At 70.6% G+C, this 25,857-nt stretch carries 22 protein-coding genes, 1 tRNA gene and 1 pseudogene; 16 read left to right on the forward strand and 8 right to left on the reverse strand.

Annotated features, from left to right (window positions below):
• Positions 1–15: 15 nt before the first annotated feature.
• Together JOD60_RS07165 and JOD60_RS07170 are read left to right on the forward strand one after the other, a co-directional pair.
• Positions 16–744, forward strand: a complete 729-nt coding sequence (locus JOD60_RS07165) for an HAD family hydrolase (protein ID WP_076689886.1) — start codon at positions 16–18, stop codon at positions 742–744.
• 44 nt (positions 745–788) lie between these two features.
• The gene (locus tag JOD60_RS07170) at positions 789–3,320 is read left to right on the forward strand and encodes a glycoside hydrolase family 65 protein (RefSeq protein ID WP_076692101.1); all 2,532 of its coding nucleotides are present in this window, start codon (positions 789–791) and stop codon (positions 3,318–3,320) included.
• Between the two features lie 41 nt (positions 3,321–3,361).
• Here JOD60_RS07170 and JOD60_RS07175 read toward each other — a convergent pair whose 3' ends face one another.
• Entirely contained in the window at positions 3,362–4,522 is a 1,161-nt protein-coding gene (locus tag JOD60_RS07175; protein WP_076689889.1) for an NAD(P)-binding domain-containing protein, read from the reverse strand.
• A gap of 271 nt (positions 4,523–4,793) precedes the next feature.
• Between JOD60_RS07175 and JOD60_RS07180 the strand changes: the two genes are divergently transcribed.
• From JOD60_RS07180 to JOD60_RS07190, 3 genes are read left to right on the forward strand one after another with little or no spacing between them, the layout of a single operon-like run.
• Positions 4,794–7,130 carry a DNA polymerase III subunit gamma and tau gene (locus JOD60_RS07180; RefSeq protein ID WP_198159138.1) on the forward strand — a complete coding sequence of 779 codons (2,337 nt, stop codon included), beginning with the start codon at positions 4,794–4,796 and terminating at the stop codon, positions 7,128–7,130.
• A 14-nt stretch (positions 7,131–7,144) separates the two neighbouring features.
• Positions 7,145–7,738: a recombination mediator RecR gene (gene recR / locus JOD60_RS07185; protein ID WP_076689894.1), complete on the forward strand. Its 594-nt coding sequence runs from the start codon at positions 7,145–7,147 to the stop codon at positions 7,736–7,738.
• The gene (locus JOD60_RS07190) at positions 7,738–8,667 is read left to right on the forward strand and encodes a DMT family transporter (protein ID WP_076689897.1); all 930 of its coding nucleotides are present in this window, start codon (positions 7,738–7,740) and stop codon (positions 8,665–8,667) included. The genes recR and JOD60_RS07190 overlap by 1 nt, the downstream gene beginning before the upstream one ends.
• 6 nt (positions 8,668–8,673) lie before the next feature.
• Here the strand turns inward: JOD60_RS07190 and JOD60_RS07195 are convergent, their stop codons facing one another.
• Positions 8,674–9,186: a hypothetical protein gene (locus JOD60_RS07195; RefSeq protein ID WP_076689898.1), complete on the reverse strand. Its 513-nt coding sequence runs from the start codon at positions 9,184–9,186 to the stop codon at positions 8,674–8,676.
• Positions 9,187–9,398: 212 nt separating this feature from the next.
• On the opposite strand from JOD60_RS07195, the gene JOD60_RS07200 reads away from it, so the two are divergent.
• The 6 genes from JOD60_RS07200 to JOD60_RS07225 all read left to right on the forward strand — a co-directional run bounded on the left by JOD60_RS07200 (position 9,399) and on the right by JOD60_RS07225 (position 16,622).
• Complete coding sequence (locus tag JOD60_RS07200) at positions 9,399–10,700, forward strand: aspartate kinase (RefSeq protein ID WP_076692102.1); 1,302 nt, start codon at positions 9,399–9,401, stop codon at positions 10,698–10,700.
• A gap of 307 nt (positions 10,701–11,007) precedes the next feature.
• Positions 11,008–12,081 carry an aspartate-semialdehyde dehydrogenase gene (locus tag JOD60_RS07205; protein ID WP_076689900.1) on the forward strand — a complete coding sequence of 358 codons (1,074 nt, stop codon included), beginning with the start codon at positions 11,008–11,010 and terminating at the stop codon, positions 12,079–12,081.
• A 239-nt stretch (positions 12,082–12,320) separates the two neighbouring features.
• Positions 12,321–13,793, forward strand: a complete 1,473-nt coding sequence (locus JOD60_RS07210; protein WP_076689903.1) for a malate:quinone oxidoreductase — start codon at positions 12,321–12,323, stop codon at positions 13,791–13,793.
• Between the two features lie 10 nt (positions 13,794–13,803).
• Positions 13,804–14,406: a thymidine kinase gene (locus JOD60_RS07215; RefSeq protein ID WP_076689904.1), complete on the forward strand. Its 603-nt coding sequence runs from the start codon at positions 13,804–13,806 to the stop codon at positions 14,404–14,406.
• Between the two features lie 141 nt (positions 14,407–14,547).
• Positions 14,548–15,270 carry a FadR/GntR family transcriptional regulator gene (locus JOD60_RS07220; RefSeq protein WP_076689907.1) on the forward strand — a complete coding sequence of 241 codons (723 nt, stop codon included), beginning with the start codon at positions 14,548–14,550 and terminating at the stop codon, positions 15,268–15,270.
• Positions 15,271–15,332: 62 nt separating this feature from the next.
• Positions 15,333–16,622: an alpha-hydroxy acid oxidase gene (locus JOD60_RS07225; RefSeq protein WP_076689910.1), complete on the forward strand. Its 1,290-nt coding sequence runs from the start codon at positions 15,333–15,335 to the stop codon at positions 16,620–16,622.
• 87 nt (positions 16,623–16,709) lie between these two features.
• On the opposite strand, the gene JOD60_RS07230 is transcribed toward JOD60_RS07225, so the two are convergent.
• From JOD60_RS07230 to JOD60_RS07245, 4 genes are all read right to left on the reverse strand, one after another.
• A complete protein-coding gene (locus JOD60_RS07230; RefSeq protein WP_076689912.1) occupies positions 16,710–17,474 on the reverse strand; it encodes an HAD-IIB family hydrolase in 765 nt (254 codons plus the stop codon).
• A gap of 73 nt (positions 17,475–17,547) precedes the next feature.
• Positions 17,548–17,621: transfer RNA gene (locus JOD60_RS07235), tRNA-Pro, on the reverse strand.
• Between the two features lie 16 nt (positions 17,622–17,637).
• Positions 17,638–18,612: a metallophosphoesterase gene (locus JOD60_RS07240; RefSeq protein ID WP_076689914.1), complete on the reverse strand. Its 975-nt coding sequence runs from the start codon at positions 18,610–18,612 to the stop codon at positions 17,638–17,640.
• A complete protein-coding gene (locus JOD60_RS07245) occupies positions 18,609–21,212 on the reverse strand; it encodes a transglycosylase domain-containing protein (protein WP_076689915.1) in 2,604 nt (867 codons plus the stop codon). Before JOD60_RS07245 ends, JOD60_RS07240 begins: the two co-directional genes overlap by 4 nt.
• A 98-nt stretch (positions 21,213–21,310) precedes the next feature.
• On the opposite strand from JOD60_RS07245, the gene sp36 reads away from it, so the two are divergent.
• Positions 21,311–21,529, forward strand: coding sequence for a Sp36 family protein (gene sp36, locus JOD60_RS07250; RefSeq protein WP_076689917.1), 219 nt, complete (start codon positions 21,311–21,313; stop codon positions 21,527–21,529).
• A 2-nt stretch (positions 21,530–21,531) separates the two neighbouring features.
• A complete protein-coding gene (locus tag JOD60_RS07255; RefSeq protein WP_076689919.1) occupies positions 21,532–21,999 on the forward strand; it encodes a RidA family protein in 468 nt (155 codons plus the stop codon).
• A 125-nt stretch (positions 22,000–22,124) separates the two neighbouring features.
• On the opposite strand, the pseudogene JOD60_RS07260 reads toward JOD60_RS07255, so the two are convergent.
• Together JOD60_RS07260 and JOD60_RS07265 are read right to left on the reverse strand one after the other, a co-directional pair.
• Positions 22,125–22,409 (reverse strand): annotated as a pseudogene (locus tag JOD60_RS07260) (AMP-binding enzyme); the annotation flags it as partial.
• A 200-nt stretch (positions 22,410–22,609) separates the two neighbouring features.
• A complete protein-coding gene (locus JOD60_RS07265) occupies positions 22,610–23,005 on the reverse strand; it encodes a hypothetical protein (RefSeq protein ID WP_157127883.1) in 396 nt (131 codons plus the stop codon).
• Positions 23,006–23,265: 260 nt separating this feature from the next.
• On the opposite strand from JOD60_RS07265, the gene JOD60_RS07270 reads away from it, so the two are divergent.
• The 3 genes from JOD60_RS07270 to JOD60_RS07285 all read left to right on the forward strand — a co-directional run bounded on the left by JOD60_RS07270 (position 23,266) and on the right by JOD60_RS07285 (position 25,841).
• Positions 23,266–23,631 carry a hypothetical protein gene (locus JOD60_RS07270; RefSeq protein WP_076689926.1) on the forward strand — a complete coding sequence of 122 codons (366 nt, stop codon included), beginning with the start codon at positions 23,266–23,268 and terminating at the stop codon, positions 23,629–23,631.
• A 45-nt stretch (positions 23,632–23,676) separates the two neighbouring features.
• Positions 23,677–24,875, forward strand: a protein-coding gene (locus JOD60_RS07280) for an IS3 family transposase (RefSeq protein ID WP_372430786.1) whose coding sequence is annotated in 2 segments (ribosomal slippage) — positions 23,677–23,953 and positions 23,953–24,875 — 1,200 coding nt in all. Because the reading frame shifts where the segments join, the coding sequence is not laid out codon by codon here.
• A gap of 84 nt (positions 24,876–24,959) precedes the next feature.
• Positions 24,960–25,841 carry a hypothetical protein gene (locus tag JOD60_RS07285; RefSeq protein ID WP_076689931.1) on the forward strand — a complete coding sequence of 294 codons (882 nt, stop codon included), beginning with the start codon at positions 24,960–24,962 and terminating at the stop codon, positions 25,839–25,841.
• The last annotated feature ends 16 nt before the right edge of the window (positions 25,842–25,857 follow it).

Raw genomic sequence — 25,857 nt, forward strand, 5'->3', positions numbered from 1 at the left:
GACTACGCTGGCACAGTGACGAACGAGCTTCCCGATCTCGCGACCTTCGACGGCGTCCTCTTCGACCTCGACGGCGTCCTCACGCCGACCGCCGAGGTGCACATGCACGCGTGGCAGACGATGTTCACTGAGCTGTTCACGGCATGGGGGATCGAACCGGCATACACCGAGGACGACTACTTCCGCTGGCTCGACGGCAAGCAGCGCTACGACGGCGTCGCGAGCCTGCTGCGCTCGCGTGACGTCGAGATCCCGTGGGGCGATCCGTCCGATCCGCCGACGGCAGACACGGTGTGCGGCATCGGCAACCGCAAGAACGAGGTGTTCGCGCGCGTTCTGCGCAGCGAGGGGATCGCGCCCTACCCCGGGTCGCTCGCCCTGATCGAGCAGCTCCGCGCGGCCGGCACGCCGATCGGCGTCGTCTCGAGCTCGAAGAACGCCGACGAGGTCCTGCGCGCCGCCGGCATCCGCGACTTCTTCCCCGTCGTGATGGACGGCGTCGTCGCCGAGCGCGAGCGGCTGCGTTCCAAGCCGGCACCCGACATGTTCGCCGAGGGGGCGCGGATGCTCGGCGTCGACCCGGCCCGCAGCGCCGCCGTCGAGGACGCGCACTCGGGCGTCGCCTCCGCTGCCGCGGCGGGTTTCGCGCTCGTCGTCGGCGTCGATCGCGGCGCGGGGGCCGAGGCACTCCTCGATCTCGGTGCGACCCTCGTCGTGGACGACCTCGCGGCGTTCGTCCGATGATGCGCGGCACCTCCGAGAACGGCACGACCGAAGGGATGGACAGGATGGATCGCGACCGTTTCCCCGTCGACGAGTGGCGTCTGATCGAGAAGAGGTTCTCGCTCGCCGACGTCGGCGTCACCGAGACGCTGTTCACCCTCGGCAACGGCTACCTGGGGCTGCGGGGCAACCACCCCGAGGGTGGCCACGCGCACGAGCACGGCACGTTCATCAACGGCTTCCACGAGACCTTCCCGATCCGTCACGCCGAGCAGGCGTACGGGTTCGCCGAGGTCGGGCAGACGATCATCAACGCACCGGACGCCAAGGTCATGCGCGTGTACGTCGACGACGAGCCGCTCGACTTCGACACCGCGGACATCCGCGAGTACGAGCGGGTGCTCGACATGCGCCGCGGCGTGTTGACGCGTCATCTGCGGTGGGTGACCCCCGCCGGCAAGGACGTCCAGATCGATGTCGATCGGCTCGTCTCGTTCGACGAGAAGCACCTCGCGGTGATGCGGCTGACGGTGACGGTGCTGAACTCCGACGCCCCGGTCACGATCGTCTGCCAGCTGGTGAACCGGCAGGATGGCGAGGACGTGTACGGCGGCACAGCCCCCGGCACGCAGCGCGCCGGCTTCGACCCGCGCAAGGCCGAGAAGATCGCCGAGCGCGTGCTGGCACCGCAGGAGTACTGGCAGGACGGCGGACGCACCGCCCTGTCGTACCGCGTGACCGAGTCGGGCATGACGATCGCCGTCGTGGCCGACCACCTCATCGACACCGAGAACGAGTACTCGGCGCGCACCTCGGTGGAGCCGGACATCGCGAAGAACGTGTTCCGCGTGCAGGCGAAGGCCGGCGTGCCGGTCACCGTTACCAAGCTCGTCAGCTACCACACTTCCCGCGGGGTCCCCACGCGCGAACTGGTCGACCGGGGGCGCCGGACGCTCGACCGGGTCGCCGCGGAGGGCGTGCAGTCCGCGTACGACCGGCAGGCGGAGTGGCTCGACGGATTCTGGCGCCGCTCCGACGTCGTCATCGAAGGTCACGCCGATCTGCAGCAGGCGACGCGCTGGTGCCTCTTCCAGCTCGCGCAGGCCGCCGCCCGCGCCGACGGCCTCGGCGTGCCGGCCAAGGGCGTGTCCGGGTCGGGCTACAGCGGCCACTACTTCTGGGACACCGAGATCTACGTGCTCCCGTTCCTCACCTACACGACGCCGCAGTGGGCGCGCAACGCGCTGCGGATGCGGTACCTCATGCTGCCGGCCGCCCGCCGGCGCGCGGCGCAGCTGAACGAAGCGGGTGCCCTGTTCCCGTGGCGGACGATCAGCGGCGAGGAGGCCTCGGCGTACTACGCCGCCGGCACCGCGCAGTACCACATCAACGCCGACGTGAGCTTCGCGCTCGGCAAGTACGTGCGCGCGACCGGCGACGACGACTTCCTCTACCGGGAGGGCGTGGACATCGCCGTGGAGACCGCCCGGCTGTGGGCGACGCTCGGCTTCTGGCGGTACAACGAGGACGGCCAGCCCGAGGTGTTCCACATCCACGGCGTGACCGGCCCGGACGAGTACACGACGGTCGTCAACGACAACCTGTTCACAAACGTCATGGCCCGCTTCAACCTGCGCTTCGCGGCGCGGGTGGTGCGCGAGATGGCCGAGGCGGCGCCGGAGGCGTACGCCCTCATGGCGAAGCGGCTCGACCTCGACCCCGCCGAGCCCGACGCGTGGGATGCCGCGGCCGAGGCCATGCACATCCCCTACAGCGAGGGTCTCGGCATCCACCCCCAGGACGCGGTGTTCCTGGAGCGGGAGGTGTGGGACCTCGAGTCCACGCCGCCCGAGCAGCGCCCCCTGCTGCTGCACTTCCACCCGCTCGTCATCTACCGCTACCAGGTGCTCAAGCAGGCCGACGTCGTGCTCGCGCTGTACCTGCAGGGCAACCACTTCACCGACGAGGAGAAGCTCGCCGACTTCGAGTACTACGACCCGCTGACGACGGGGGATTCGACCCTGTCGGCGGTCGTGCAGGCGATCCTCGCGGCGGAGGTCGGGTACCAGGACCTGGCGCTGCAGTACTTCGCGCAGTCGATCTTCGTCGACCTCGGCGATCTGCATCACAACGCCGCCGACGGCGTGCACGTCGCCTCCGCGGGCGGGGTGTGGACGGCGCTGGTCGCCGGGTTCGGCGGCATGCGCGACCACTACGGCGAGCTGAGCTTCGACCCGCGTCTGCCCGAGGCCTGGCCGTCGCTGTCGTACACGCTGCACTGGCGGGGGACGGAGCTGAAGGTGCGCATCACGCGCGACGCGATGACGGTGGATGCCGCCGGTGGCGGTCCGGTCTCGTTCTCGGTGCGGGGCGCGTCCGTGACGGTCGAGCCCGGCGGATCGGTCACGGTGCCGCTGGACGGCCAGGGCCCCCGGCTCAGCGGCCGGCCGACGCTGAGCGACATCGGCGAGTCGCTGCGCGAGGACGGCACGCTGCTGTCGGCGTCGGTCCCGACGATGACCACCAGCATCCCGGTCATCACCGGCAGCCAGCCGGTCGTCGGCGGGGACGATTCAGCGCTGGGCATCGACACCTGACCCGGGGCCGCGGGGCGCCCTCGCGCGTTCAGGTGGCGCGTTCAGGTGGCGCGTTCCGCGGCATCCGTCGCCGTGAGACCGCGTGTCGCGCCACCTGAACGGTCCGCGACGATCGCGCGCACGGCGTCGCGGCCGGCACGGTTCGCGCCGACGGTGGACTGCGACGGGCCGTAGCCGATGAGGAACAGTCGCGGTTCGTCGGTCGCGCGCCCGTTCGCGACGCGGATGCCGCCGGCCGCCGTCCGCAGCCGCAGCGGTGCGAGGTGGGCGATGTCGGCGCGGAAGCCGGTGGCCCACAGGATGACGTCGGCGGGCTCGAACGTGCCGTCGGGCATGCGCACCCCGTGCTCCTCGACGGCGGTGAACATCGGATGCCGGACGAGAACGCCGCGCGCCTGCGCGGCGCGCGCCCAGGGCGTCCAGTGCTGGCCGGTCACGGAGATGACGCTCCCCGGCGGGTCACCGCGGCGGACGCGCTCCTCGACGCCCGCGATCGCGGCGACGCGTGCCGCGGTGTCGAACTCCGCGGCATCCCACCGCACCTCGCGCCGGGTCACCCAGAACGTGTCGGCGGCGCGGGAGATCTCCTCGAGCAGCTGCACCGCCGAGATGCCGGCGCCGACGATGACGACGCGGAGCCCTGCGAACGCGTCGGCAGAGACGTAGTCGTGCACGTGGAGCTGACGCCCCCGGAACGTCTCGGCGCCGGGGGAGTGCGGCCAGAACGGCCGTCGCCACGTGCCGGTCGCGTTGATGACGTACCGCGCCGCCCAGTCGCCGTGATCGGTCTCGACGATCAGTCGCCCGTGCGGGTCGTCGTCGGCGCGGCCGACCGCCCGCACCTGGACGGGACGCCGCACCTGCAGGTCGAAGCGACGCTCGTACGCGGCGAAGTAGGCGGGGAGCACCTCGCTCGCCGGCGCGGCTGGATCGGCCGGCGGCACCGGGAAGCCGGGGAGCTCGTGGATGCCGTTGACCGTCGCCATCCGCAGCGACGCCCATCGGTGCTGCCACGCGCCGCCCGGCGCCGCCTCCGCGTCGAGCACCACGAACGAGGGCGAATCCGCGTCGCGCGCGGACGATGCCGGCGTGCCGTCGAGCGGAGGATGCGACACGAAGCCGCGTCGGCGCAGGTGATAGGCCGCCGACAGCCCCGCTTGCCCCGCGCCGATCACGACGACGTCGACCGGCTGCGCTTCCACACCCTGTGCAACGCCCGCGCCCGCCCGCTGTTCCCGCCCCGCCTCGCCCCGCCAGCCCCCGCCTCGCCTCGCCTCGCCTCGCCAGACCCCGCCCCGCCCGCCGAGTGCGCCCGTTCTCGCCGAGCGCGCCCGTTGCGGACGGTCTGCAGGGGGTGATCTCGGCGAGAACAGGCCCGGTCGGCGACAGGGCGAGGGGGAGCGCGCAGGGGGCGGGGAGCGGAGGGGTGGGATGCCAGGGCGCGATGTCGGGAGCACACCGTAGTCTGTTCTGGTGACCACCGCCCTGTACCGCCGCTACCGTCCCGAGACGTTCGGTGAGATGATCGGGCAGGCCCAGGTCACCGAGCCGCTGATGACGGCGCTGCGCAGTGACCGGGTCGGTCATGCGTACCTGTTCAGTGGGCCGCGCGGCTGCGGCAAGACGACGTCGGCACGCATCCTCGCCCGCTGCCTGAACTGCGCCGAGGGTCCCACCGACACCCCGTGCGGCGTGTGCGACAGCTGTGTCGAGCTGAGCCGTGGCGGCGGTGGTTCGCTCGACGTGGTCGAGATCGACGCGGCATCCCACAACGGCGTCGACGACGCCCGCGACCTGCGCGAACGCGCCATCTTCGCCCCCGCGCGCGACCGGTTCAAGATCTTCATCCTCGACGAGGCGCACATGGTCACGGCGCAGGGGTTCAACGCCCTGCTGAAGCTCGTCGAGGAGCCGCCGGAGCACGTCAAGTTCATCTTCGCGACGACCGAGCCCGAGAAGGTCATCGGCACGATCCGTTCGCGCACCCACCACTATCCGTTCCGGCTCGTCGCTCCCGCGGCCATGCTCGAGTACGTCGAGCAGCTGTGCGCCCAGGAAGGCGTGCAGGTCGAGGCCGGCGTGCTGCCGCTCGTGGTCCGCGCCGGCGGCGGCTCGCCGCGCGACACGCTGTCGCTCCTCGACCAGCTGATCGCCGGCTCCGACCCGTCGACGGGGTCCGAGGCCGCCCTGGTGAGATACGAGCGGGCGGTGTCGCTGCTCGGCTACACGCACGCCGAACTGCTCGACGAGGTCGTGACGGCGTTCTCCGCGCACGACGCCGCAGCCGCGTTCGCCGCCGTCGACCGGGTCGTGCAGACCGGACAGGACCCGCGCCGCTTCGTCGACGACCTGCTCGAGCGCCTGCGCGACCTCATCATCGTCGCGGCGACCGGTGCCGGCGCGGGCGCCGTGCTGCGCGGCATCCCCGCCGACGAGCTCGAGCGCATGGGGCGTCAGGCCTCGGCGTTCGGCACCGACCGCCTCTCCCGCATCGCGGACCTCGTCGTCGGCACGCTCGACGACATGACCGGAGCGACCTCGCCGCGACTGCAGCTCGAACTGCTCGTGGCGCGCGTCCTCGCGCACGCCGACGCGGTCGCTCCCGCCGGTGCACCGGCGGCGACGGCGGCGCCCGGTGCCGCGGCGGCTCCCGTGGCGGCGCCCGCAGTGGCCTCGCCCCCGGCGACTGCGCCCGCGGCCTCCGCGACCCCGGCGCCCGCGACCATGGCGCCCGCGCCCACGACGGCGGCGGCGCCTACCGCGCCGAGTGCGGAGCGCGACACCGCGCCGCTCTCCGCCGCCGCAGCGCCCGCGCCTGCTGCCGCGGAAACCGCGTCCGCCCGGGCGCCCTCGCCCGCCGCAGCGTCGGCGCCCGTCCCGCCGCCCCCGCCGGTCGTGCCGGCGGGGCCGATCACCCTGGCGCACGTCCGGGACGCGTGGCCCGAGATCCTGCAGCGACTCGAGCCGATCAGCCGCGCGTCGTGGATGATCGCGACCGTCTCGACGCCCGTCGCCTTCGCCGACGATGTGCTCACCCTGAGCTTCCAGAGCCAGGCCGACGTCGCGGCGTTCAAGAAGCTCGCCGGCGGCAAGGGGCCGAGCGAAGACCTCCGCGGGGCCATCCGCGACGTCCTCGGCGTCCGGGTGAAGTACGTCGCCCGGCACGACTCCGACGGCGCCATCCCGCCGGACGCCCCCTCGACCGGCCGCGACTCCGGTGGGCCGGATGCCGGTGCCGGCCCGTCTGCTCCGCCCGCGCCCACCGGTCGCGCCGCCGCGCCGACCGCACCGACGCCGCCCGCCGCGCGGCCCGCGGTGCGCGAGTCGGCCGCCGCTCCTGTGACGGAGTGGGCGGTCGCCCGCATCCCTTCCTCGCCCGATCCCGGCGGCCCACCGGCGGCGTCGCAGGCGGGTGCGGCCGACGCCCCCCGCGCCAGCACGATGGCCCCGCCCGCGGCCGCGCCGGTCCCCGCCGGGCTCGCCGTGGACGACGAGCCCGAAGAGGCGGCATCCGCCACGCCCGTGCTGACGCTGGAACGCGACGGCGACGTGATTCGCGACGAGGCGGTGGTCGATGCCGACGACGACGAGCTGCCGCCGCCGGTCGACGCCGAGGCGCCGGTGCCGCCGCGCGCGCCGGTCGCGGTCGAGCCCCGCGGCGCTCAGAACGCCCCCGGCCGGGCGACGAACGGTGCGCGGCCGTCGCGCGGCATTGAGCGGGTCGGCGAGGCCGTCGTGCGTCAGATGCTGGGTGCGACGTTCGTGCGTGAAGAGCCCTACAGCCCGCCGACGCGGTTCCAGGAGCGGTGAGGCGAGCAGAACCCATGTACGACGGCATCGTCCAAGACCTCATCGACGAGTTCGGCCGCCTCCCCGGCATCGGGCCGAAGTCGGCGCAGCGGATCGCGTTCCACATCCTGCAGACGCCCACGTTCGACGTCTCCCGCCTGTCGCACCTGCTGGGTGAACTGCGGGAGCGGGTGCGGTTCTGCGAGATCTGTGGCAACGTCAGCGAGCAGGAGCGCTGCGCGATCTGCCGCGATCCGCGTCGCGACGGCACGCTCATCTGCGTCGTCGAAGACGCCAAGGACGTCTCCGCGATCGAGCGCACCCGCGAGTTCCGCGGGCTCTATCACGTGCTCGGCGGCGCGATCAGCCCGATCGCAGGCATCGGACCCGACGACCTGCGCATCACGCAGCTGATGCAGCGACTCGCCGACGGCACGGTGCAGGAGGTCATCCTCGCCACCAACCCGAATCTCGAGGGCGAGGCGACCGCGACCTACCTCAGCCGGCTGCTGCACACCATGGAGATCCGCGTCACTCGCCTGGCTTCGGGCCTTCCGGTCGGCGGTGACCTGGAGTACGCCGACGAGGTGACCCTCGGCCGGGCCTTCGAGGGCCGGCGCAGCGTGTGATGTCACCCGCCGTTTCCGGCCGCGCATGGGGTCTCTACGCGCTCATGGCCGTGCTGTGGGGCATCCCGTACCTGTTCATCAAAGAGGCCGTCGACTCCATCTCGCCCGCCGCGATCGTAGCCGGCCGCACGCTGCTCGGGGCGGCCGTGCTGTTGCCGATCGCCCTGCATCGGGGCGCACTGCGGCCGGCGTTGCGGGTGTGGCCCTGGGTCCTCGCGTTCGGCGCCGTCGAGATGGCCGGGCCCTTTCTCCTCCTCGGCCACGCCGAGCAGACGCTCCCCTCCGGGCTCACGGGACTGCTCGTGGCCACCGTGCCGCTGTTCGCCGCCGGCATCGCGCTCGCCCGGGGCGACCGGTCGGTGCTCTCGCCCGCGCGGGCCGTGGGGCTGCTCGTGGGGTTCGCCGGCGTCGTCGTCATCGTCGCCGGTCCGGGCCTCGCCGTCGCGGAACCCGCGCAGGCACTCGGCGCCATCGGCCAGGTGCTGCTGGTCGCGCTCCTCTACGCCATCGCACCGTTCATCATCGCAACCAAGCTCGCGCATGTGCCGTCGCTCGGCACCATCACCCTCGCGCTGCTGGCGGTCGGCATCGCCTACCTGCCGTTCGCGCTGCTCACCCAGCACGAGATGCCCACCCTGCGCAGCGGACTGTCGCTGATCGCCCTCGGCATCCTGTGCACGGCGCTCGCGTTCCTCGGTTTCTTCGCCTTGATCGGCGAGGTCGGACCCGTCCGGGCGCCGCTGTTCACCTACGTCAACCCGATCGTCGCGATCGTCCTCGGCGTCGTCCTGCTCGGCGAGGCGCTGTCGACGGGGCTGCTCGTCGGCTTCCCGCTGGTGATCGTCGGATGCTGGCTCGCGGCCACCGGCGGCCGGCTCAGGCCGCGGCGGCCGGCGGACGGCGAACTTCCGCCGATCGCGGCGGCCTGAACGCCGTCAGCGCAGCACCTCCACGAGGACGACCCACGAGATCAGCAGCGCCGCCATGATCGCCAGGATCGAGCCCGCCGCGAACACCACGAGTCCCGCCGGCGCGCCGGAGATGAGCAGCAGCGCACCGACGAGATAGGCCACCGGCGCCGCGAAGCCGAGCGCGGCCTTCAGCGGACGCAACCGGTTCACCGGGTCGCGGCTCTCCCGGATGCGCAGCGCCGCCTGCACCGGGAACGCCGTGAACAGCAGGGCGATCACGAGAACCGCGACGCCGTACGAGGTCGCGCCGATGCCGGGGATGAGACCGATGGCGGATGCCGAGATCGCGAGCACCAGGCCGCCGATCGCGGCGGCCAGCCGGGACGTCAGCGACGTCGCCGTGACGATGTCGGCGATGTTGACGCTCGCCGCCACGATCACGAGGCCGGCGAGGGCGGCCGTGGCGCCCACCATGGCGACGTTGACGTCGTGCCACTGCTCGATCGCGGCCGCGCGTGCCAGATCTGTCGGCGTCATGGTCGGAGGCTAGCGGGCCCCGTCACAGGGCGGGGCCGGGTCACAGGGCGGGGCCGGGTCACAGGGCGGGGCCGCGTCACATGGCGGGGCCGGCATGTCGGCATCCCTACAATGGTGCGGTGGGCGCGGCATCCGTGCGCCCTGCGTGTTCCACCGGCATCCCGCTCCGCCTCGCGCGGCTGCGGCGCCGCACGTCCCCGGGAGTTCCACACGTGGCGCTGATCGTCCAGAAGTACGGCGGGTCCTCCGTCGCCGACGCCGAGAGCATCAAACGCGTCGCCAAGCGCATCGTCGACACCCGTCGTGCCGGGCACGACGTCGTCGTCGCGGTGAGCGCGATGGGCGACACCACCGACGAGCTGCTCGACCTCGCGCACCAGGTCGCGCCGATCTCGGCGCCGCGCGAGCTCGACATGCTGCTGAGCTCGGGGGAGCGGATCTCCATGGCGCTGCTCGCGATGGCCATCCACTCGATGGGCTTCGAGGCGCGCTCGTTCACCGGCAGCCAGGCCGGCATGATCACCGACGCCACCCACGGCGCCGCGCGCATCGTCGACGTCACGCCGGTGCGGCTGCGGGAGGCGCTCGACGAAGGCGCGATCGTCATCGTCGCCGGGTTCCAGGGCTTCAACCGCGACACCCGCGACATCACGACGCTCGGTCGCGGCGGCTCCGACACGACGGCGGTCGCGCTCGCCGCGGCGCTCGATGCCGACGTGTGCGAGATCTACAGCGACGTCGACGGCATCTTCACCGCCGACCCCCGCGTCGTCCCGAAGGCCCGCAAGCTCGACGTCGTCTCCGCCGAGGAGATGCTCGAGCTCGCCGCCAACGGCGCCAAGGTGCTCTACATCCGCGCCGTCGAGTACGCCCGCCGCCACGGCGTCATGATCAACGCCCGCTCGACGTTCAGCTCGGGCCAGGGCACCTTCGTCCTCGCCCCCGGCATGTCGGTCCCGGCCGGCATCGCCCAGCCCCGCTCAGAGGAGTCCCCCATGGAAGAGCCCATCGTCGCCGGTGTCGCCACCGACCTCAGCCAGGCCAAGATCACCGTCATCGGCGTCCCCGATGTGCCGGGCAAGGCCGCCGAGATCTTCACCGTCATCGCCAAGAGCGGCGCCAACGTCGACATGATCGTGCAGAACGTGTCGGCGGCCGCCACCGGGCGCACCGACATCTCGTTCACCCTGCCGAAGTCGGATGCCGCGACCGCCCTGCGTGCCCTGGCCGGCGAGCAGACGCGGGTCGGCTTCGAGAGCCTCGTGCACGACGACCAGATCGGCAAGCTGTCGGTCGTCGGTGCCGGCATGCGCACGCACTCCGGCGTCTCGGCGACCCTGTTCGAGGCGCTGTCGACGGCGGGCGTGAACATCGAGATGATCTCGACCTCCGAGATCCGCATCTCGGTGGTCGTCCGCGGCGACGAGCTCGCCGAGGCGGCGCGCGTCGTGCACACCGCCTACGGCCTCGACGGCGACACCGAGGCCGTCGTCTACGCCGGCACCGGCCGCTGACCCCGGCATCCGCCTGCCCTGCCTGCCTGGCCCCCGCCGCTGACCCCGGCATCCGCCTGCCCTGCGCCACCCGCGCGGCCACCTCGCCGACCTGCCGCCTCGCCGAGACAGGAAATCTTGCGCACACAGGACGTGGTGACGATCACACGTCCTGTGTCGGTGATTTCTCCTGTGTGCGTGAGGCAGCACGCGCTGCCGCAGTGGCAGGATTCCGCCGGCATGTGACGCTCGGCCGCCCCGGGCGCGGCCGGTCCGCCCGATGTGCCCGATAGAATCACTCAACCCCTCCCACCGGCAAGGACCCCTCATGACCCGCATCTCTGACTCAGGACTCTCCGTCGCCGTCGTCGGCGCCACCGGCCAGGTGGGCACGGTCATGCTCGAGATCCTCGCCGAGCGGTCCTTCCCGATCCGCGAGCTGCGGCTGTTCGCCACGGCGCGCTCGGCGGGCACCGCCGTCGACTTCGGCGGCGAGACCATCATCATCGAGGACGTCGCCACCGCCGACCCGGCGGGCATCGACGTCGCGCTGTTCAGCGCGGGCGCCACCGGCTCCCGCGCCCACGCGCCCCGCTTCGCCGAGGCCGGCGCCGTCGTCATCGACAACTCCAGCGCCTGGCGCATGGACCCAGAGGTCCCGCTCGTGGTCAGCGAGGTCAACCCGCACGCTGCCGTGAACCCGCCCAAGGGCATCATCGCGAACCCGAACTGCACGACGATGGCCGCGATGCCCGTGCTGAAGCCGCTCGACGCGGCCGCCGGGCTGGAGCGTCTCATCGTGAGCACCTACCAGGCGGTCTCGGGCTCGGGCCTCGCCGGCGCGCAGGAGCTGCTCGGTCAGGTCGAGGGCGTGCTCGCCCAGGGCCACACGCTTGACCTCGTGCACGACGGCTCCGCCGTGGACTTCCCGCAGCCGGAGAAGTACGTCGCGCCGATCGCGTTCGATGTCATCCCGCTCGCCGGCAACCTCGTCGACGACGGCGACAACGAGACCGACGAGGAGAAGAAGCTCCGCAACGAGAGCCGCAAGATCCTCGAGCTGCCGGACCTCCGCGTCGCCGGCACATGCGTGCGCGTCCCCGTGTTCACCGGCCACTCGCTGTCGATCCACGCCGAGTTCCGCGACGACATCACCCCCGATCGGGCCCGCGAGATCCTCGCGTCCGCCCCCGGCGTCGCTCTCGAAGAGGTCCCGACGCCGCTGCAGGCCGCCGGCAACGACCCGAGCTACGTCGGCCGCATCCGCGCCGACCAGTCCGCCCCCGAGGGCAAGGGCCTCGTGCTGTTCATCAGCAACGACAACCTCCGCAAGGGTGCAGCCCTGAACGCCGTGCAGATCGCCGAGCTCGTCGCCGCACGCCTGGGCGCGACCGCCGCCTGACCCGCGGCATCCGCCCCGCCCCGCGGCATCCGCCGCGCCTCGCCGCGCCCCCGCGGCATCCGCCCGCCCGCCGCCAGCGAGACACCGTTCGTGCACCGAGACACGGGTGCGCAGCGCGCGTCTCGGTGCAGAGCGCGTGTCTCGCCGAATTGAGCGGGGCGAAAGAACCGCGAGAGTTGCCGGGGCAGGATGCCGCGAGTCGCGGATGCCGGAGAAAACGGCGCCTAGACTGGAACATTGTGAGTGAACCCGTCGACGTCGTCCTGATCGGCGGTGGCATCATGAGTGCCACCCTGGGAACCCTGCTGCACCGCCTGCAGCCGGAGTGGAAGATCGTGGTGCTCGAGCGGCTGAGCGAGGTCGCGCAGGAGTCCTCCAACGCCTGGAACAACGCCGGCACCGGTCACGCCGCCCTGTGCGAGCTGAACTACACGCCCGAGGGCAAGGACGGGTCGGTCGATCCCACCAAGGCGGTCGCGATCAACGAGCAGTTCCAGCAGAGCCGGCAGCTGTGGTCGAGCCTCGTCGAGCAGGGCCTCCTCGACGCACCCAAGACCTTCATCAACGCCACCCCCCACATGACCTTCGTCCGCGGCGAGAAGGATGTCGCGTTCCTCCGTAAGCGCTACGAGGAGCTCAAGAAGCAGCCCCTGTTCGCCGGGATCGAGTACTCCGAGGACTCCCGCGTCATCAACCAGTGGGCGCCCCTGCTCATGCAGAAGCGCAAGAAGGGCGAGCCGTTCGCCGCGACGCGGGTTCCCGGCGGCACCGACGTCGACTTCGGCGCGATCACGCGTCAGCTGTTCGACCACCTCGCCGGTGAGGGCGTCGAGGTGGTCACCAACCGCGAGGTGCGAAAGCTTCGCAAGAACGCGGACGGCACCTGGCGGGTCTCCTACCGCAACGCCCTCGGCAAGACGCCCGGCTCGATCGACGCGCGGTTCGTGTTCGTGGGGGCCGGCGGCTGGGCGATCAAGCTGCTGCAGTCCTCCGGCATTCCGGAGATCTCCGGCTACGGCGTCTTCCCGATCGGCGGGCAGTTTCTGAAGACGACCAACCCGGGGATCGTCGCGCAGCACAAGGCGAAGGTGTACTCGCAGGCGTCGGTCGGCGCGCCGCCCATGTCGGTGCCGCACCTGGACACCCGCGTCGTCGACGGTGAGGCGTCGCTGCTGTTCGGGCCGTTCGCGACGTTCAGCCCGAAGTTCCTGAAGAACGGCCGCATCACCGACATCGTCGCGCAGGTGCGCCCCGGCAACCTCTGGCCGATGCTCAAGGTCGCCATCGACAACCCCAGCCTCATCACGTACCTCGTCGGCGAGCTGATGAAGAACCACAAGAAGAAGGTCGAGTCTCTCCGCACCTTCATGCCGACCGCGAAGGACGAGGACTGGGAGCTCATCCAGGCCGGCCAGCGTGCGCAGGTGATGAAGAAGGATGCCGACAAGGGCGGCGTCCTGCAGTTCGGGACCGAGGTCGTGACCTCCGCGGACGGCTCGATCGCGGGTCTCTTGGGCGCCTCGCCCGGCGCGTCGACCGCGGTATCCATCATGCTCGGCCTGCTGAAGACGTGCTTCCCCGACCGCATCGACGCGTGGGAGCCGGAGCTGAAGAGCCTCATCCCGAGCTACGGCCAGACGCTCAACGGGCGGCCCGACGCCGCCCGGGCGACGCTCGCCGAGACGGCGCGCGTGCTCGACATCGACGTCTGATCCTCCGCAGATGGCGAAGCTGTACTTCCGCTACGGGGCGATGAACTCCGGCAAGTCGACGGCGCTGCTGCAGGCGGCCTTCAATTACGAGGAGCGCGGTCAGCATGTGCTCCTCGCCAAGCCCGAGATCGACACGAAGGGCGCCGACCAGATCTCCAGCCGGTTGGGAGTGGCGCGGAGGGTCGATTTCCTCATCGCACCGGATGCCGATGTGCGCGCCCTCGTCGCCGAGCACGCCGCCGGCATCGGCGGGAATGTGGCGTGCCTGCTCATCGATGAGGCGCAGTTCCTGCATCCCCGCCAGGTGGACGATCTGCTGCGGATCGTCGTGGACGACGGCATCCCGGTGCTGGCTTACGGCATCCGCACCGACTTCCAGACCCGCGCGTTCCCCGGGTCGGCGCGCCTTCTGGAGCTCGCGCACAGCCTCGAGGAGTTGAAGACGATCTGCCGGTGCGGCCGCAAGGCGCTGTTCAACGCGCGGCTGGTCGGGGGGAGGTTCGTCTTCGACGGCGATCAGGTCGCGATCGACGAGCTCTCGCACGAGAAGGTCACGTACGAGTCGATGTGCGCGGAGTGCTATCTGCGCGAATCCGGCGGCCGGCTGCACTGACCGACGCGGTCGGACGTCCGGCGGCGTCGCCGGGTGTCGCCGCGCGCCCGCGGGTGTTGTATCGTTTCACTCGGACTTATTGCCGGTCCGGCCACAGTGCGTTACTGTGGCCTGACCATTACCGCATCGGCAAGGGAACGCATGAGCGACACCACCCCCGCACGCGCCTGGCGCGTCGTGCTCGAGAAGATCGAAGCCGATCTGCTCTCCGGCGCCCTGGGGCCCGGCGATCGGCTGCCCCCGGAGCGCGAACTGGCCGCAACCCTCGGTGTGGGCCGGTCGAGCGTCCGCGAAGCGCTGCGGGTGCTCGAGGTCATGGGCCTCATCCGCACCGCGACCGGCTCCGGACCGACGGCGGGCGCCATCGTGACCGCGACACCGCACGGCGGGCTCGCGCAGCTGCTGCGCCTGCAGGTGGCCGCCCACGGCTTCCCCATCCCGGACGTCTACGAGACGCGGCTGCTGCTGGAGGAGTGGGCGGTCGCGCACCTCGCCGGGCTCGAGGCGGCGGATCTCTCCGACGCGCGTGCGACGCTGACCGCGATGGATGCCGAGGCGCTCACCTCGGAGGAGTTCCTCGCCCTCGACGCGCAGTTCCATCTGCGCCTCACCGACGCGGCGGGCAACATCGTCGTGGCCGCCACCATGGCGGGCCTGCGCCCGACGATCGAGAGCTACATCCGCGCCGGCATCGAGCGCATCGCGGACTGGGACGCGACAACCCAGCGGCTGCGCCATGAGCACGGCGACATCCTGCACGCGATCGAGGAGGGCGACGCCGAGCGCGCGCGCAGCCTCGTCCGCGCGCACATCACCGGGTACTACGCCGATGCCGGCATGCCCGCCCCGAACACCGGCTCCTGAGCCCAGCGCCCCCGAGCCCCCACCGACGGCCGCGCGCCGCGCCGCCACGAGAGGAACACGACATGGTCCAGCGTCAGATGCCCAAGATCCCCGAACTGCTCGAGCTGATGCAGTTCAAGAAGCCGGAACTCGACGGCACCAAGCGCCGGCTCGAGGGGGCCCTCACGATCGGCGACCTCCGTGCCATCGCGAAGCGCCGGACCCCCAAAGCGGCGTTCGACTACGCCGATGGTGCGGCCGAGGGCGAGCTCTCGCTCGCCCGCGCGCGGCAGGCGTTCGAGGACATCGAGTTCCACCCCGACATCCTGCGCCCCGCCGAGCGCGTCGACACGTCCGTCGAGATCCTCGGCGGCCCCTCGGCGCTGCCGTTCGGCATCGCCCCCACCGGGTTCACACGTCTCATGCAGACCGAGGGTGAGGTGGCGGGCGCCGGCGCGGCCGCGGCCGCCGGCATCCCCTTCACCCTGTCGACGCTCGGCACGACGTCGATCGAGAACGTGCGCGCCGCGAACCCGCACGGGCGCAACTGGTTCCAGCTGTACGTCATGCGCGAGCGGGAGATCTCGTACGGTCTCGTCACGCGCGCCGCCGCCGCCGGCTTCGACACCCTCATGTTCACGGTCGACACGCCCGTCGCCGGTGCCCGGCTGCGCGACAAGCGCAACGGGTTCTCGATCCCGCCGCAGCTGACGCTCGGCACGATCGTCAACGCGATTCCTCGGCCGTGGTGGTGGATCGACTTCCTCACGACGCCCAAGCTCGAGTTCGCGTCGCTGACGACGACCGGCGGCACCGTCGGTGAGCTGCTGAACGCGGCGATGGACCCGACGATCAGCTACGAGGACCTCGAGATCATCCGCTCGATGTGGCCCGGCAAGATCGTCATCAAGGGCGTGCAGAACGTCGCCGACTCCAAGCGCCTCATCGACCTCGGTGTCGACGGCATCGTGCTGTCCAACCACGGCGGGCGTCAGCTCGACCGCGCGCCGATCCCGTTCCGCCTGCTGCCGAAGGTAGTGCGCGAAGTGGGCAAGGACGCCACCATCATGGTCGACACCGGCATCATGAACGGCGCCGACATCGTGGCATCCGTCGCGCTCGGGGCGAAGTTCACCCTGATCGGCCGTGCCTACCTGTACGGACTGATGGCGGGCGGGCGCCGCGGCGTCGATCGCACGATCGAGATCCTGCGCACCGAGATCGAGCGCACGATGCAGCTGCTGGGTGTGTCGTCGATCGCCGAGCTGGAGCCGCGCCACGTGACGCAGCTGCAGCGCCTGACGCCCGTCGCGGGTGTCGGAGCGGCTGCGTCCGCTCCGGCACGCCGCGCGCCCGCCCGCGCGAAGGCCTGACGCCTCCCCGGAACCCGAAGCCCCGCCGCGCCGTGGCGCACCCTCGGTGCGCTGCGGCCGCGCAGCGGGCTCAGCGGCGGAGCGGACTCAGCGGGTCGGAAGTGTGGGGATGAGCTGGTCGAGGAAGGCGGCGGTGTCTTCCCAGCCGTCGACGGCCTGGCAGGCGACGCCCATGGCGAGGACGGGGTAGTCGTTGCCGTGCTCGTCGAGGCGGTCGCCGACGAAGAGCATGTCGTCGAGGGGGATGCCGGTCACGTCGGCGAGCCGGCGCATGCCATAGGCCTTGTCGATGCCGCGGTGCGTGATGTCGACGGAGGTGGATCCGCCCGAGCGCACCTCGAGGTCGGGGATGCGGGCGGCGACGGCGTCGCGGAGGGCGTTCTTCTTCTCACCGGTGGGATCCCACGCGACCTTCGCCGCAAGCGGTGCAGTCTGACCGAGGGCGGAGAAGGTGATCTGCGAGCCGCGGTCTTCGAGGATGTCACCCCAGGTCTCGGCCGCCCACAGGCCCAGCCGGCGGGCTTCCTCCTCGACCGCGGTCAGGGCGCGGGTCTTCTCGTCGTCGGTGAGCGCGTGGGCGTAGACCGTCTCGACACCCTCGTGCCGCAGGCGGTAGTACTGCGTGCCGCAGGTGGGCATGAGGTGGAAGCGGGCGCGGATCGCGTCATCCGCCTGCGGGAGGCGCTCCACGACCTGCGTCTGGAACTGCTGCAGCTGCCCGCCGGAGATGATCGCGACCTCGACCCGCTCCGCGAGCGCGATCAGCAGGTCGCCGATGCGCGGATCGATCGCGCTCTTGGACGGCGCGAGCGTGTCATCGAGATCGAACGCGACGAGGCGGGGCGCGGGCATCGGGGCGGCTCCATTCCGGGGGTTCTGCGACGAAGGGCCCCGGCGGATTCTCTCCGGCGGAGCCCTTCTGCTGTCGGGGTGACAGGATTTGAACCTGCGGCCTCTTCGTCCCGAACGAAGCGCGCTACCAAGCTGCGCCACACCCCGTGGCAACCCTCCGAGTCTACCCCGTGACGGGCGCTCGCAACGAATCGGCGGCGCGAAGGGTGATCACGGAGGCTTCGGGACGGCATCCGAAGCGCACCGGAGCGTAGATCGAGTGCCCGAGCCCGGCGGAGACGTTCAGCGGAACGCTCCGGCCGGCCGCGTGCCACGTGCTGAGCCCGCGGGCCTGGTCGAGCGGGATGTCGCAGTTCGCGACGAGCGCCGACGGCGAGAAGGGGATGCGCACCTGGCCGCCGTGGGTGTGCCCGGCGAAGATCATGCCGGCGCCCAGTTCGATGAAGCGGTCGAGCACGCGCCGGTAGGGCGCGTGCGTCACGCCGAGCCGCAGCGCGGTCGGGGGAGTCCGGCGGAACAGGCGAGGGCGCCGGGTGGCGGCGATGGCGTCGGGCAGGGCCGCCAGGTCGTCCCAGTCGCGGTGCGCGTCGTCGACACCGAAAGCCTCGAGGCGGATGCCGGCGACCTCGAGCGCGCCCGCGGTGTTGTCGAGGTCGGTCCAGCCGAGCTCGTCGGTGAAGTACGCGTCCATCGCGGCGGTGTCCAGCAGCGTCGCACGGTGCGCGCGTTGGGAAGGCCCCTGGAAGTAGCGCAGCGGGTTGCGCGCCGAGGGGGCCACGACGTCGTTGGAACCGTGCACGAAGAGGCCGGGGACGCCGCGAAGCGGGGCGAAGGCGGCGCGGATGCCGGCGAGTCCCTCCTCGTGCCCGAGGTTGTCGCCGGTGTTCACGACGAGGTCGGGCTGCGCCGTCTCGGCGAGCCGGGCGATCCAGTCCTGCTTGCGGTGCTGCCAGGGCGCCATGTGCGCGTCGGAGAGGTGCAGGACTGTCAGCGACGGCGAGCCGGGAGGCAGCACCGCGACCTCGTGCCGGCGCACCGTGAACAGGAAGCGCTCGATGCAGGTGCCCCACACCGTCGCGCCCACGGCGACAGCCCCGACCGCCGAAAGGGCGGCCAGGGCCGTTCTGCCTGAGGTCACCGGGGCCCGCCGCAGTTCTTGGCCTGGTACTGGACCGTGATCTGCGTGCCGCGGTTGACGATGGTGCCGGCGGCCGGGTCGGTGCCCGTGACTGTGCCGTCGTCAGAGGCGTCGTCCTTCTGCGTGCAGGAGCTCTCGACGAGACCGAACCCGGCGCTGCGCAGCGCCTGCACGGCGTCGGCCGGCTTGCCGCTGACGGCCGGGACCGCGACGCCCTGCCCGTTGCTCGGCCGGATCGTGACGGTCGCGCCGGCGGCGGTGCGTCCGGCGCCCGGATCCTGCTGGATGACGGTGCCGGCGGACTCGACGCCGTCCACGGCGTCGCCGACGATGACCGAGAATCCGGCGGTTTCGAGCGTCCGCGTCGCCCGGTCGATCGTCATGCCGATGACCGAGGGGAGGTCGGTGAGAACCTGCTTGGTCAGTGCCGCGTCGGGCTTCGGGAAGGCGTCGCCGCCGTATTTGGCGTTCGCGGCGCCCTGCATCTTGGGCCAGATCGAGTTGCGGATGCGGGAGAGCTGATAGCCGCTCTCGCGGTGCTTGTCGAGCTTGACGGCACCCGTCGCGTTGCCGACCCAGACGACGGTCGCGACCTTCGTGGACGACCCGTCCATCCAGGTCTGCTCGTACTGGTGGATACCGGTCTTGCCGAAGACGGGGGTACCGTCGCCGATCCGCGCGCCGACACCGGTGCCGCTCATGACACCCACGAGGGTGTAGGCGGCGGTCGAGGCCACCGCCTCGCTGAGCTTGCGCTCACACGTGGTCTGCGGCGTGATGTCCGTGCCGTCGGCGGCCACCGCCTTGTCGATGGACTTCGGCTGGCACAGGATGCCGTTGGCCGCGATCGCGGCGTACGCCTCGGCCATGTCGAGCGGCGCCACGGCCGACGAGCCGAGCACGTTGTACGGCGCGTTGGCGGGGTCGGTCGACCACGAAGGCACCTCGGTCAGCGGAGTTCCGTCACCCCAGGTGACCCCCAGCTGGCCGGCGACCTCGTTGGTCGAGCAGACGCTGATCTGCTCGGCCATCGACAGGAAGCCGGAGTTCAGCGAGTCACGGGTGAAGTTGTAGATCGTCCCGGTGTAGCCGCTGTTGTTCTCGAAGTTGCCGATGTGGCCGGGCTGACCGGTGTTGTCGGTCTGGACGGTCTGTGTCGCCCCGTCGCAGGTCTGCACCTTCTTGGGTCCGATCCGGCCGTTGATCGCCTGATTGACGGACTTGCCCTGCTGCAGCCAGTTGATGAGGCTGAACACCTTGTAGGTCGATCCGGCCGAGTGGCCGATGCTGCCACCGTTCTTCTCGCGCACGTTGTAGTTGACCGGGGTCGTGCCGGGGACGTCGCCGGTGGGGCTGTAGGGGCGGTTCTGCACCATCGACAGGATGCGGCCGGTGCCGACCTCCACCTGGACGCCGGACGAGCCGAGGTCCATGTACGACACAGTGGCGGGGACGACGGAGATGGCCTCCAGGCCCGTCTGCTGCAGGTCGGGATCGAGCGTCGTGTAGATCTTCATGCCGCCGCGGCGCAGGTTCGCCGCGCGCTCCTCGTTCGTCTCGCCGAACGCGGGATCGGACTTGATGATGGAGACGACGTACTCGCAGAAGAACTCCGCGCCGGTGGCGGTCTTGCAGCCCTGGTCGCGGTTGACGATGTTCGGGGTGATCGGCTCCGCCTTGGCGGCGTCGTACTCCTCCTGCGAGATCTTGCCGTCGTCGAACATCCGCTGCAGCACGTAGTTGCGCCGGGCCAGGGTGAGCGAGAACCCGTCGGCCGTCGTGTTGACCGGGTTCCCGGCCTTGTCGGTCGTGGTCCCGGCATCCCCGAGATCGAAGCGGTACGTGTTCGGGGCCTGCACCATGCCGGCGATCGTGGCCGCCTGGGCGATGGTGAGGTTGGCCGCGGTGGTGTTGAAGTAGTGCTCCGCCGCCGCGCCGATGCCGTAGACCGTGCCGCCGAAGTTCGTGATGTTGAGGTAGCCGAGCAGGATGTCGTCCTTCGACGACTTCTTCTCCAGCTGGATGGCGTACCGCATCTCCTGCAGCTTGCGCTGGTAGCCCTCCGCGCCGGTGTTCACCGTCGTCGAGGCGTAGCACGCCTGCACCTGCTCCTCGGTCGTCGCCTCCGACTCGCAGTTCTGCTGCAGCACGTTCTTGACGTACTGCTGGGTGATGGAGGAACCACCGCGGTTCGAGCCGTTGGACGCGTTGCCGGCGAGGGCGCTGAGCGTGCCGAGCAGGTCGACGCCGCCGTGCGTGTAGAAGTTCTTGTCCTCACTGGAGATGATCGCGTCGTACATCACCGGGTTCACCTGGTCGAAGGTGACGGGGATGCGGTTCTGGTCGTAGAACTGCGCCATGAGGGTGTCGTTGCCGGCGCTGTCCTTGCGGTAGATCTCCGTCGGCAGCATGAGCGGGTCGACCTGCAGGAAGCTCGGCATGTTCTCGAACGTGTCCAGAGCGCTGGTCGCGGCGTAGCCGGACACGGCGATCGCGGGGGTCACGGTCGCGGTCACCAGGATGCCGGCGACGGCGCTCAGACCGACCAGGCCCGCAAGGCCGCCGAGCACGCCGGTGGCCGTCCGTTTGAGTTGAGGCATAGGCTTGATGCTAGGGGAAAACCCTGGGGGAACCCTTGGTGGGCCAGGGTGCGCCTCGCTGTTCCGCTCGACCCGCACCACCCGATTCGGAGTCCCGTATGACCACGTGGGAGTACCTCACCACCCCTCTGCTGATCCACAACACCGCCGCGATCCTCAACAACTGGGGCAAGCAGGGCTGGGAGCTGGTGCAGGTCGTCCCCGGTCCCGAAGGCGGACTGGTGGCCTACTTCAAGCGGCCCGTCACCGCCGCGGGCGCGCAGAACGCGGGGCTGGATGCCGCGGCGCAAGCCGCCAAGCAGTTCGAGGAGGCGTGAGCATGGCGATCGCCGCGCGTCTGGCCGAGCTCGGCATCGAGCTGCCCCCCGTCGTCCCGCCGGTGGCGGCCTACGTCCCCGCCGTCGTGCGCGGCGACCTCGTCTACACCTCCGGCCAGCTGCCGATGGTCTCCGGCGCCCTGCCGGCGACCGGCAAGGTCGGCGAGGGGCACGGGCTGGTCCCGGCATCCGACGCCAAGGACTACGCCCGCCAGAGCGCGCTGAACGCGCTCGCCGCGGCCGCGGCCGCGGTCGGCGACCTCGAGCGTCTGACCGGCGTGGTCAAGCTCACCGGGTTCGTCGCCTCGGTGCCCGAGTTCACCGGGCAGCCCGGCGTGATCAACGGCGCGAGCGAGGTGCTCGGCGAGATCTTCGGTGACGCCGGGCGTCACGCCCGATCCGCCGTCGGCGTCCCCGTCCTGCCGCTGGACTCGCCCGTCGAGGTCGAGGTCATCTTCAGCGTCGCCTGACGCGGCCCGTCTCGCGAGGTCGCCGGTTCGTCCGCGAGGTCGCCGGTTCGTCCGCGAGATCGCCGGTTCGTCCGCGAGGTCGCCGGCGACCTCGGCGCGCAACCGGCGACCTCGGCGCGAGTGGGTCACTTGATCTGGGCGCTGATCACGCTCATGACGGCCGTGTCGGCGAGGGTCGTCGTGTCGCCGACCTCCCGGCCTTCGGCGACGTCGCGCAGGAGACGCCGCATGATCTTGCCGGAGCGCGTCTTCGGCAGCTCGCCCACGATGTAGACATCGCGCGGGCGGGCGATCGGGCCGATCTGCTCGCCGACCCAGCGGCGCAGGGTGTCGGCGAGGCCCTCGGGGGAGTGCGCGTCGAGGTAGCTCTGCTTGATGATGACGAACGCGACGACCGCCTGACCGGTTGTTGTCAAAGTATGCGTCAGCGATCGGTTCGTTGGGGTTGAGCGGGGCGGGGCGACGTTGTCATTCTCGTCGTCGGGACTGATGCCCGGTCCGGTGAGGAGACCGCGACAAGTCTCGCGGACGATGGGGAGCATCGCCAGCTCGAGCTCGCCCGAGACCGCCCGCGCCGATGGCGCCGGCGGCCTCCGCCCGTGTCACCGCATCAGACGCGCGTACGGCGCCGCGTCCGGAGCGATGAGCCGATCAGTGCGCCCGCTCCGAGCACGAGCAGTGCTGCGCCGACCCAGAGCGCCGGGCTCAACTCGCCTCCGGTCGCGGCGAGTTCATTGCGCTGCACGGTCACCGCGGCAACGACGGTGAGGCCGATGTCGTCGAAGCTGAGGATGAGGTGGTGCTCCCCGTCCGTGACGCCGGTGAGGTTGAAGCTGCCGGTGATGGCGGCGCTGTCCCACTGGACAGTGCCGAGCGATACCGGGGTCGATCGCATGTTGCCGATGATCGACGACTGCGAACCCTGCATCTTCGTCAGGAATGAGGACATCAGGTCGAACGCTTCACTGCGCTTGTCGGTCAAGCCGGCCAGTCGCAACATATCCATCTGCTGAGTGTTCGTGACGGAGTCGAGTTCGATGCGCAACGATGCGACGAGCGAGGCGGCGGCCGTTCTCGCCTCGGTCGAGTCCGACGTCGCCGAAAGGAGAATGTGCGACTCCACGGCCGGGTGTGCGGCCGCGATCGCTGTGGCCAGCGACTCATCAGTCGGCCCGGCGACGTATGCATTCGGGCCGTGATGGCCGCGTTGAGCGTGACCACGCGGGCGTTGCGTTTCTGCACATCTGTGACCTGAGAGGAAAGCTGTTGGTCGAGCAGCCGGACACGCTGATCCTGGACAGCGCGCAGAGCCCCTTCGAGATCGAACGCGGTGAGCGAGATTTCGTTCACGGTCACGCCCGGCAGCCTGGAGACCACCGGCGACAGCAGCTGGGATGCAGCGGCCGCCTCGTTCGTAGACGGCCGCTCCGCGAGGCCGAGCGCCTGTCCGGAGCCGTTGAGGAGAGGGAATGTGACATTCGGTGTGCCCGCCGCGGCCGCAAGCAGGTCGGCAAGCTCGGGCTCCGAGATGCCGCTGAAAGCGCCGGTGAGGCCGACATCGTCCGGGCGCTGGAAGACCGCGATGTAGGCCTGCTGTACCGGGTGAGGTTGCCCCCGAATCCCGGACACTGACCAGGCGGGATCCGCGTGTTCGCGGGCCTGTCAGGGAGGATGTCCGTGATGGGCACGAGCAAGAAGAGGAAGTCGTATACGCCGGAGTATCGCCGTGAGGCGGCCCGGCTGGTGATCGACACGGATCGCACGATCGCGGCGGTCGCCCGCGAGATCGGGGTCGGCGAGGCGCTGCTGGGCCGGTGGGTGCATACCGAGCGTGCCCGGACCGGTGACGGCGAGGCGGCGCCGCTGGATCTGGACGAGCGGGCCGAGCTGGAACGGCTGCGTCGTGAGGTGCAGGAACTGCGGATGGACAACGAGTTCCTGGGAAAAGCGGCGGCCTTCTTCGCGTCGAAGCAGAACCCGAGGAGCGGTTCGCGGTGATCGAGGCGGAGAAGGCCGGCAGCACGACGATGACGGTCACCCGGATGTGCCGTCTGCTGGGGGTGGACCGGCGGCGGTTCTACGAGTGGCGTGCCCGGCAGTCCGCGGGCCCCTCTGCGCGGCAGCAGCGGGACGCGGACCTCACCGTCCAGATCGCGGCGTTCCACGCCGCATCGGATGGCACCTACGGGGCGCCGCGGATCCACGCCGACTTGCAGGACGCCGGTGTCGCCGTATCGCGGAAGAAGGTCGCCAGCCTGATGCGGGACAAGAGGATCGCGGGTATCAGCCCCCGCACCTGGCACCCGCCGACCACCGTCCACGGGGATGACCCGTTCCCCGTCCCCGACCTCGTTGAGCGGCAGTTCGACCAGGGTGAGAGGGACCTGGCTTGGTTCTCGGACATCACCTATCTGCGCACCGGTGAGGGATGGGCATACCTGTGCGTCGTCCGCGACGGGCACACCCGCCGGGTCCTCGGACGCTGCGTCGCCGACAACATGCACACCGACCTCGTGGAGGCGGCACTGCGGCAAGCAGTCGCGCTCCGCGGTGCGCTGCCGCGGAAGGTGATCTTCCACGCGGACAGGGGCACCCAGTACACCAGCGGCCAGCTCGCGGACGCCGCGAGGGAGCTTGGGGTGCTCCGGTCGATGGGCCGCACCGGCGTGTGCTGGGACAACGCTGCCGCCGAGTCGTTCTGGTCGATCTTCAAGAACGAGTACTACCACCGGCACGTGTTCGCCACGATCGACGCTGCTCGCCGCGGCGCATACGCCTGGATCGACGGCTGGTACAACGCCCGCCGACGCCACTCCGGCATCGGCTACCTCAGCCCGCTAGAGTACGAACGCCGCCAGCTCGCGCTGGCAGCCTGACCAACCAACCACCTGTCCGGGATTCGGGGGCAACCTCACTCAACACTGGCGCAGGAGATCCGCTCACCTTTTGCGGACACGCTCTTGTCGATCATCAACGCGCAGGATCTCGACCCAGAGGAGCAGTTCAAAGCAATAACTGCGCACCTTGGTGAGCGGCTGCACCCCAGAGATTCCCGGAGAGACGTCATTCGCTTTCATCCGGGCACCCCTGTAATCCAGTTCAACTCGCCCTATCAGGCCGTCGACGACGAGACCTATGCGATGAACCGCAAGCTCATGCTCCGCCTCGCATCGGTTGCGGAGCAGCGCGGATACATGACGGAGGTCACGAGCGACTACGCCTTCCCCCACCAGGAGAAGAGCAGTGACGAACACCTGGTTCGGTCGGGAATCCTGCGAAGTGCAGGGAGCGTCGTCTTGACCACCGGCGGCCGCACCGGAACGGGACGTACGCTGGAGGCTGCCTCCATCTTCATGATTCCCTGCCTCGTTCTTCGGAGCGCAGCGGAAGAAGACCCTCTCAACCCCGACCGGTACTCTGGCCCTATCTTCGATCAGCGCGCTCGGCGTTTCAGCGACGGTGAGGAAGCCGTCGGCCTCTTCAACGAGTTCCTCGATAGTTGCGGTGATCAAATCGCTGCTCGGCACGAGAAGCTCATGCTTTGGGATGACGAGCCGCTCGGTCGAGAGGGAGATCTCGTTCTGGCGGCCGATCAGTCACTCTTCGAGCGGTCCGGCCTTTCATACGAGCAGGCAATCTTCTGGATTGATCCAGTTAACTGGGCTCAAGCTCCCTCTTCGGTGCGTAGTGAGATTCGCGCGGTCCTGAACATCGACGATGAAGATCGAGGACTGGGCGGAGCTCGACAGGAGGCTATGAGCCTTGGCCCGTACCCCAGCATCACCAGATTCTTGGGCACTCACGAACGCCCTGCAAACGGTCTGCGACCGCCTCGCGCCTAGTCGCCACCGTCTCCCG

The sequence above is a fragment of the Microbacterium aurum genome (genome assembly GCF_016907815.1).
GTDB classification, from domain to species: Bacteria; Actinomycetota; Actinomycetes; order Actinomycetales; family Microbacteriaceae; genus Microbacterium; species Microbacterium aurum.

Excerpts from the sequence above, each read along its gene's own strand:
- JOD60_RS07170 (WP_076692101.1), top strand. The coding sequence starts at position 789 with ATGGATCGCGACCGTTTCCCCGTCGACGAGTGGCGTCTGATCGAGAAG.
- recR (WP_076689894.1), top strand. The coding sequence starts at position 7,145 with ATGTACGACGGCATCGTCCAAGACCTCATCGACGAGTTCGGCCGCCTC.
- JOD60_RS07190 (WP_076689897.1), top strand. The coding sequence starts at position 7,738 with ATGTCACCCGCCGTTTCCGGCCGCGCATGGGGTCTCTACGCGCTCATG.
- JOD60_RS07195 (WP_076689898.1), bottom strand. The coding sequence starts at position 9,186 with ATGACGCCGACAGATCTGGCACGCGCGGCCGCGATCGAGCAGTGGCAC.
- JOD60_RS07205 (WP_076689900.1), top strand. The coding sequence starts at position 11,008 with ATGACCCGCATCTCTGACTCAGGACTCTCCGTCGCCGTCGTCGGCGCC.
- JOD60_RS07215 (WP_076689904.1), top strand. The coding sequence starts at position 13,804 with ATGGCGAAGCTGTACTTCCGCTACGGGGCGATGAACTCCGGCAAGTCG.
- JOD60_RS07220 (WP_076689907.1), top strand. The coding sequence starts at position 14,548 with ATGAGCGACACCACCCCCGCACGCGCCTGGCGCGTCGTGCTCGAGAAG.
- JOD60_RS07225 (WP_076689910.1), top strand. The coding sequence starts at position 15,333 with ATGGTCCAGCGTCAGATGCCCAAGATCCCCGAACTGCTCGAGCTGATG.
- JOD60_RS07230 (WP_076689912.1), bottom strand. The coding sequence starts at position 17,474 with ATGCCCGCGCCCCGCCTCGTCGCGTTCGATCTCGATGACACGCTCGCG.
- JOD60_RS07245 (WP_076689915.1), bottom strand. The coding sequence starts at position 21,212 with ATGCCTCAACTCAAACGGACGGCCACCGGCGTGCTCGGCGGCCTTGCG.
- sp36 (WP_076689917.1), top strand. The coding sequence starts at position 21,311 with ATGACCACGTGGGAGTACCTCACCACCCCTCTGCTGATCCACAACACC.
- JOD60_RS07255 (WP_076689919.1), top strand. The coding sequence starts at position 21,532 with ATGGCGATCGCCGCGCGTCTGGCCGAGCTCGGCATCGAGCTGCCCCCC.
- JOD60_RS07265 (WP_157127883.1), bottom strand. The coding sequence starts at position 23,005 with ATGGATATGTTGCGACTGGCCGGCTTGACCGACAAGCGCAGTGAAGCG.